The organism is Stenotrophomonas sp. STEN063 (assembly GCF_056854515.1).
Genome location: NZ_JBXFWF010000014.1, coordinates 64,451 through 70,450, shown reverse-complemented (window position 1 = coordinate 70,450; position 6,000 = coordinate 64,451). Strand labels below are relative to the sequence as shown.

The window sequence follows — 6,000 nt, the reverse complement described above, 5'->3', positions numbered from 1 at the left end:
GCCATGCTCGGCAGGGGCATTACCGGGAACGCCTCTGCCGAGCATGGCTCGGCACTACAGGTAAGCTGATGCCGAGCATGGCTCGGCACCACAGGTGATGCATCAGGACTTCATGCGTTCCCAGAAGCCCTTTACGCCGTCGATGAAGGTCGCTGACTTCGGCGAGTGCTTGCGCGCTTCTTCGCCGATGAACGTGGCTTCAAACTGCTCCAGCAGCTTGCGCTGCTCGGCCGTCAGGTTGACTGGGGTTTCCACCACGACGCGGCAGTACAGGTCGCCTTCGGTACGGCTGCGCACCGACTTGACGCCCTTGCCACGCAGACGGAACAGCTTGCCGGTCTGGGTCTCGGCGGGAATGCGGATTTCCGCTTCGCCACCCAGGGTTGCGACGCGGATCGCATCACCCAGCGCTGCCTGCGAGATACGCACCGGCACTTCGCAGTGCAGGTCGTCGCCATCGCGGGTGAAGATCGCATGCTCACGCACGCGCACTTCCACGTACAGGTCGCCCGCCGGCGCACCGGCCGGGCCGGCCTCGCCTTCGCCCTGCAGGCGGATGCGGTCGCCGGTATCAACGCCTGCCGGCACCTTGACCGACAACACCTTGTCTTCTTCGACACGGCCGTTGCCGTGGCAGGTCTTGCACGGCTTGCTGATGATCTGACCGCGACCATCGCAGTTATGGCAGGCCTGCTGCATGGCGAAGATGCCACGCTGCACGCGCACTTGACCACGGCCACCGCAGACATTGCAGGTCTCGACCTTGCGGTCTTCCGAGCCGCTGCCGTCGCAATCGCCGCACTCGGCCAGGGTCGGGATCTCGATGCGGCGCTCAACGCCGGCCACCGCTTCTTCCAGGTCCAGCTCCATCACGTAGCCGATGTCGGCACCGCGACGCGGCTGACGCGGACCGCCGCCACCTCCGCCAAAAATATTGCCGAAGATGTCGCCGAAAATATCATTCATGTCCGGACCACCCGGACCACCGCCGCCACCGCCCATGCCGTGTTCGAACGCAGCGTGGCCGTGGGCGTCATACATGCGCCGCTTATTGCCGTCGGACAGGGTTTCGTACGCCTCCTTGCACTCCTTGAAGGCAGCTTCAGCGGCAGCGTCGCCCGGGTTGCGATCCGGGTGGTGCTTCATCGCGCAACGGCGATAGGCCTTCTTCAACTCTTCATCGGTGGCGGTGCGGGCTACGCCCAGTACTTCGTAATAATCGCGTTTCATCGGCACATGAGGTTCTGTAATCGGGGTTGGGAATCAGGGACGGAAAGCCTGGTATTGCAGATACCGGAAGGGGATCCGGAAGCCGGAACAGTAGTTCCGGATCCCGAATCCCCAGGTACAACGCCGGCCTTGCTTACTTCTTGTCGTCCTTGACTTCGGTGAACTCGGCGTCCACCACATCGTCATTGGACTGGGCACCAGCGTCGCCGCCCGGAGCCGGACCGCCCTGCTCACCAGCCGAAGCGGCGGCAAACAGCGCCTGGCCGGCTTCTTCCAGCGACTTCGACTTGGCTTCGATCTGTGCCTTGTCGTCGCCCTTCATTGCGGTTTCCAGATCGGCCAGTGCGGCTTCAACCTTGCCGATCACGTCGCCGCCAACCTTGCTGCCATGCTCGGTGATGGCGCTGCGGGTGGCGTGGATCAGACCGTCAGCCTGGTTGCGGGCCTGCACCAGCTCCTGGAACTTCTTGTCTTCTTCACGGTTGGCTTCCGCGTCGGCGACCATGCGTGCGATCTCTTCCTCGGACAGACCCGAACCGGCCTTGATCTCGACCTTCTGTTCCTTGTTGGTCTTCTTGTCCTTGGCAGACACGTGCAGGATGCCGTTGGCGTCGATGTCGAAGGACACCTCGACCTGCGGCATGCCACGCGGTGCCGGCTCGATGCCGGACAGGTCGAACTTGGCCAGCGACTTGTTGTAACGGGCCTGCTCGCGCTCACCCTGCAGCACGTGCACGGTCACGGCCGACTGGTTGTCCTCGGCGGTCGAGAAGGTCTGCGAGGCCTTGGTCGGGATGGTGGTGTTCTTCTCGATGATCTTGGTGAACACGCCACCCATGGTCTCGATACCCAGCGACAGCGGGGTCACGTCCAGCAGCAGCACGTCCTTGACGTCGCCGCCCAGCACGCCGCCCTGGATCGCAGCACCCAGTGCCACGGCTTCGTCCGGGTTGACGTCCTTGCGCGGTTCCTTGCCGAAGAACTCGGTAACAGCCTGCTGCACCTTCGGCATGCGGGTCTGGCCACCGACCAGGATCACTTCGCTGATGTCGCTCGAACGCAGGCCTGCGTCATTCAACGCAACGCGGCACGGCTCGATCGACTTCTTGATCAGCTCTTCGACCAGGCTTTCCAGCTTGGCGCGGGTCAGCTTGATGTTCAGGTGCTTCGGACCGGAAGCGTCTGCAGTGACGTACGGCAGGTTCACTTCGGTCTGCTGCGCGGACGACAGCTCGATCTTGGCGCGCTCGGCAGCGTCCTTCAGGCGCTGCAGGGCCAACGGATCCTTGCGCAGGTCGATGCCCTGGTCCTTCTGGAACTCTTCAACCAGGTATTCGATGACGCGGTTGTCGAAGTCTTCGCCGCCCAGGAAGGTGTCACCGTTGGTGGCCAACACTTCGAACTGCTTCTCGCCGTCGACGTTGGCGATCTCGATGATCGACACGTCGAAGGTGCCGCCGCCCAGGTCGTACACAACGATCTTGCGATCCTTGTTGTCACCCTTGTCCAGGCCGTAGGCCAGGGCAGCCGCGGTCGGCTCGTTGATGATGCGCTTGACGTCCAGACCGGCGATGCGGCCTGCGTCCTTGGTGGCCTGGCGCTGGCTGTCGTTGAAGTAGGCCGGCACGGTGATGACCGCTTCGGTGACCTTTTCACCGAGGAAGTCCTCGGCAGTCTTCTTCATCTTCTCCAGCACGCGGGCAGAGATTTCCTGCGGTGCCATCTTCTTGGCATCGCTGGTCTGTACCCATGCGTCGCCGTTGTCATGCGCCAGGATGGCGTACGGCACGTGGGCGATGTCCTTCTGCACTTCGGCGTCGGTGAACTTGCGGCCGATCAGGCGCTTCACCGCGTAGAAGGTGTTCTTCGGGTTGGTGACGGCCTGACGCTTGGCCGAGGCACCCACCAGCACTTCGCCGTCCTTGGTGTAGGCGACGATGGAGGGCGTGGTGCGATCGCCTTCCGAGTTTTCAATGACGCGGGCCTTGCCGCCGTCCATGATCGCCACGCACGAGTTGGTGGTGCCGAGGTCGATACCAATGATCTTGCCCATGGGGGACTCCTGAGTATTCGTTTTGCCGGCAGCCGCCGGGGATGAATGGGATATGGGGAAGGACCTGATGACATTCAAGTCACTCCCGGAACACTGTTTGCCGACGGCCGCGCCGGATTTAGGCAGCGGCCAGCCAGCGCGGCCGATCAGTCGGCCTGGGCCACCACAACCAGCGCCGGCCGCAGCAGGCGCTCGTTGAGCAGGTAGCCCTTCTGGAACACGGTCACTACCGCGCCCGGGGCCACGCCGGCCGGTGCCGGCACCTGGCTGATGGCCTGGTGATGCTCCGGATTGAAGGCCTGGCCAGCCGGGTCCAGCAGGACCAGACCGTTATCAGCGGCTACTTTGAGCAGCTGCTTGTAGGTCAGTTCCATACCTTCGCGCAGCGGATTGGGCTCGCTGCCAGCAGCAGCCAGGCCTGCATCGAGGCTGTCGAACACCGGCAGCAGGTCGCCAAGCAGCTTCTCGTTGGCGAACTTGCGGGCCTGGTCGATGTCACGGGCCACGCGCTTGCGCTGGTTCTCCAGGTCGGCGCGTTCGCGCAGCGATTCGGCCTTGACCTGCTCCAGCTCGGCACGCAGCGCCTCGATCTGGTCGTGCTGCGCGTCGTCACCGCCCATGGCGGCGTTCTCGGGGTCGAATTCAGTGTGCTCTTGGTTCATTTCCGGTTCCTTGGCGGATGTTCTGCCGCCTACCCCGACCCGTATGTGGGCTGTACCGAGAGTTTCAAGGCTCCGGCTCACTCCATGAGACGCTTTGTTCCTAATCTGTGCCGGTCACCGTCTGTCCTACATTGACCTATCCAGCCCGCATGCTAGTTTTGCGCGGCCCCTAGACCTGCCCGCCATGCTCAGACATCTATCGATCAAGGATTTTGCCGTTGTCCGCGCCACCGAACTCGAGTTCGGGCCAGGCATGACTGTTGTTTCCGGCGAGACCGGCGCCGGCAAGTCATTGATGGTGGACGCATTGGGCTTCCTTTCCGGCCTGCGCGCCGACTCCGGCGTGGTACGCCACGGCGCCAGCCGCGCCGAGCTGTCAGCCGAGTTCAGCCTGGACGACGACGCCCCGGCACGCAGCTGGCTGTGCGACAACGAGCTGGACGACGAGGAGCAATGCCAGTTGCGGCGGGTGATCCGCGCCGACGGCGGCTCCCGCGCCTTCATCAACGGCCGCCCGGTGCCGGTGTCGCAACTATCTGAACTGGCCGGCTTCCTGGTCGAGATCCACGGCCAGCACGACCAACAAGCGCTGCTGTCGCGCCCCAGCCAGCTGGCCCTGCTCGATGCCTTCGCCCGCAACGAGGCCGAACGCACTGCCGTGCGCGGCGCCTCCACCCAATGGCAGGCACTGCTGGACGAGCGCGATGCGCTGTCCCAGCAAGGCGACGTCTCCGACCGGATCGGCTTTCTCGAGCACCAGCTCGGTGAGCTGCAGCGCGAAGACCTGGAGCCGGCAGCCATCGCGGCGCTTGGCGCCAGCCACCGCCGCCAGGCCCATTCCACCGCATTGATCGAAGCCTGCCAGCGTGCCGGCGGCCTGCTCAATGGCGACGAGGACGGCCCTTCCCTGCTCTCGCTGCTGCAGCAGGTGCGCAACGAGCTGGGCCGCGTCAGCCAGCACGACGCCCGCCTGGGCGAGGTCGATGCCATGCTCGATGCCGCCGGCATTCAGCTGCACGAGGCACTGGCCCAGCTCGACCGGGTGCAGGACGACCTGGACAGCGACCCGGAAGCCTTCGAGGACATCGAGCGTCGGCTGAGCCGCCTGCACGATCTGGCCCGCAAGCACCGCGTGCCAATGGAAGAACTCGCCGCCACCCGCGACCGCCTCGAAGCCGAGCTGGAGCAGCTGCGCGGCGCCGACGAGCGCCTGGCCAAGCTGGCCGGCGAGATCGACAAGGCCACCGCTCGCTGGCAAGCCGTGGCGGCCACCCTTTCCAGCAGCCGCCAGACCGCTGCCACCTCACTGTCCGACACCACCACCGCGCTGATCGGCGAGCTGGGCATGGGCGGCGGCCAGTTCCTGATCGAGCTGGAACCCCAGGCACAGTTGCGCCCGGACCCGAATGGCGCCGAGCGGGTCGAGTTCCTGGTCGCCGCCAACGCCGGCCAGCCAGCCCGCGCCCTGCGCAAGGTCGCCTCTGGCGGTGAGTTGTCGCGCATCTCGCTGGCCATCGAAGTCGCCGCACTGGGCCTGGACGCCGTGCCAACCATGGTTTTCGACGAAGTGGACTCCGGCATCGGCGGCGCCATCGCCGACATCGTCGGCAAGAAGCTGCGCGCCCTGGGCGAGCGTCGTCAGGTCCTGTGCGTGACCCATCTGCCGCAGGTCGCCTCCAAGGGCCACAGCCATTACCGGGTCAGCAAGGCACCGGTGGAAGGCATGACCCAGAGCGCGGTTGAGCTGCTGGATGCCAAGGGCCGCGAGGAAGAGCTGGCACGCATGCTGGGCGGGGCGGAGGTCAGCAAGGAGGCGCGGGCCGCCGCGCGCAAGTTGCTGACGGAGGCCTGATAGCGGGAAGCCCGGGCTTTGGGCTTTGGGCTTGGCTTGAGGCTTTGGCTTGAGGCTTGAGGCTTTGGCTTGGGCTTGGGCTCTGGCTTTTGGCTCTGGTTCTGAAGCCCCTCTCCCGCCTGCGGGAGAGGGGTTGGGGTGAGGGCAGCTCTTGGCTCTTAAGGCTCCGCTCCAAAAACACCCCTCCCCAACCCTCCCCCTCG

At 65.0% G+C, this 6,000-nt stretch carries 4 protein-coding genes; 1 reads left to right on the top strand and 3 read right to left on the bottom strand.

Annotated features, from left to right (window positions below; genetic code table 11):
• Positions 1-102: 102 nt before the first annotated feature.
• From dnaJ to grpE, 3 genes are all read right to left on the bottom strand, one after another.
• The gene (dnaJ, locus tag AC1VWL_RS05920; protein ID WP_482986086.1) at positions 103-1,230 is read right to left on the bottom strand and encodes a molecular chaperone DnaJ; all 1,128 of its coding nucleotides are present in this window, start codon (positions 1,228-1,230) and stop codon (positions 103-105) included.
• Between the two features lie 133 nt (positions 1,231-1,363).
• Positions 1,364-3,283, bottom strand: coding sequence for a molecular chaperone DnaK (dnaK, locus tag AC1VWL_RS05915; RefSeq protein WP_303746658.1), 1,920 nt, complete (start codon positions 3,281-3,283; stop codon positions 1,364-1,366).
• Positions 3,284-3,429: 146 nt separating this feature from the next.
• The gene (gene grpE, locus AC1VWL_RS05910; RefSeq protein ID WP_481508501.1) at positions 3,430-3,945 is read right to left on the bottom strand and encodes a nucleotide exchange factor GrpE; all 516 of its coding nucleotides are present in this window, start codon (positions 3,943-3,945) and stop codon (positions 3,430-3,432) included.
• 184 nt (positions 3,946-4,129) lie between these two features.
• Between grpE and recN the strand changes: the two genes are divergently transcribed.
• Complete coding sequence (recN, locus tag AC1VWL_RS05905; protein ID WP_482986085.1) at positions 4,130-5,797, top strand: DNA repair protein RecN; 1,668 nt, start codon at positions 4,130-4,132, stop codon at positions 5,795-5,797.
• The last annotated feature ends 203 nt before the right edge of the window (positions 5,798-6,000 follow it).

Excerpts from the sequence above, each read along its gene's own strand:
- recN (WP_482986085.1), top strand. The coding sequence starts at position 4,130 with ATGCTCAGACATCTATCGATCAAGGATTTTGCCGTTGTCCGCGCCACC.
- grpE (WP_481508501.1), bottom strand. The coding sequence starts at position 3,945 with ATGAACCAAGAGCACACTGAATTCGACCCCGAGAACGCCGCCATGGGC.
- dnaK (WP_303746658.1), bottom strand. The coding sequence starts at position 3,283 with ATGGGCAAGATCATTGGTATCGACCTCGGCACCACCAACTCGTGCGTG.
- dnaJ (WP_482986086.1), bottom strand. The coding sequence starts at position 1,230 with ATGAAACGCGATTATTACGAAGTACTGGGCGTAGCCCGCACCGCCACC.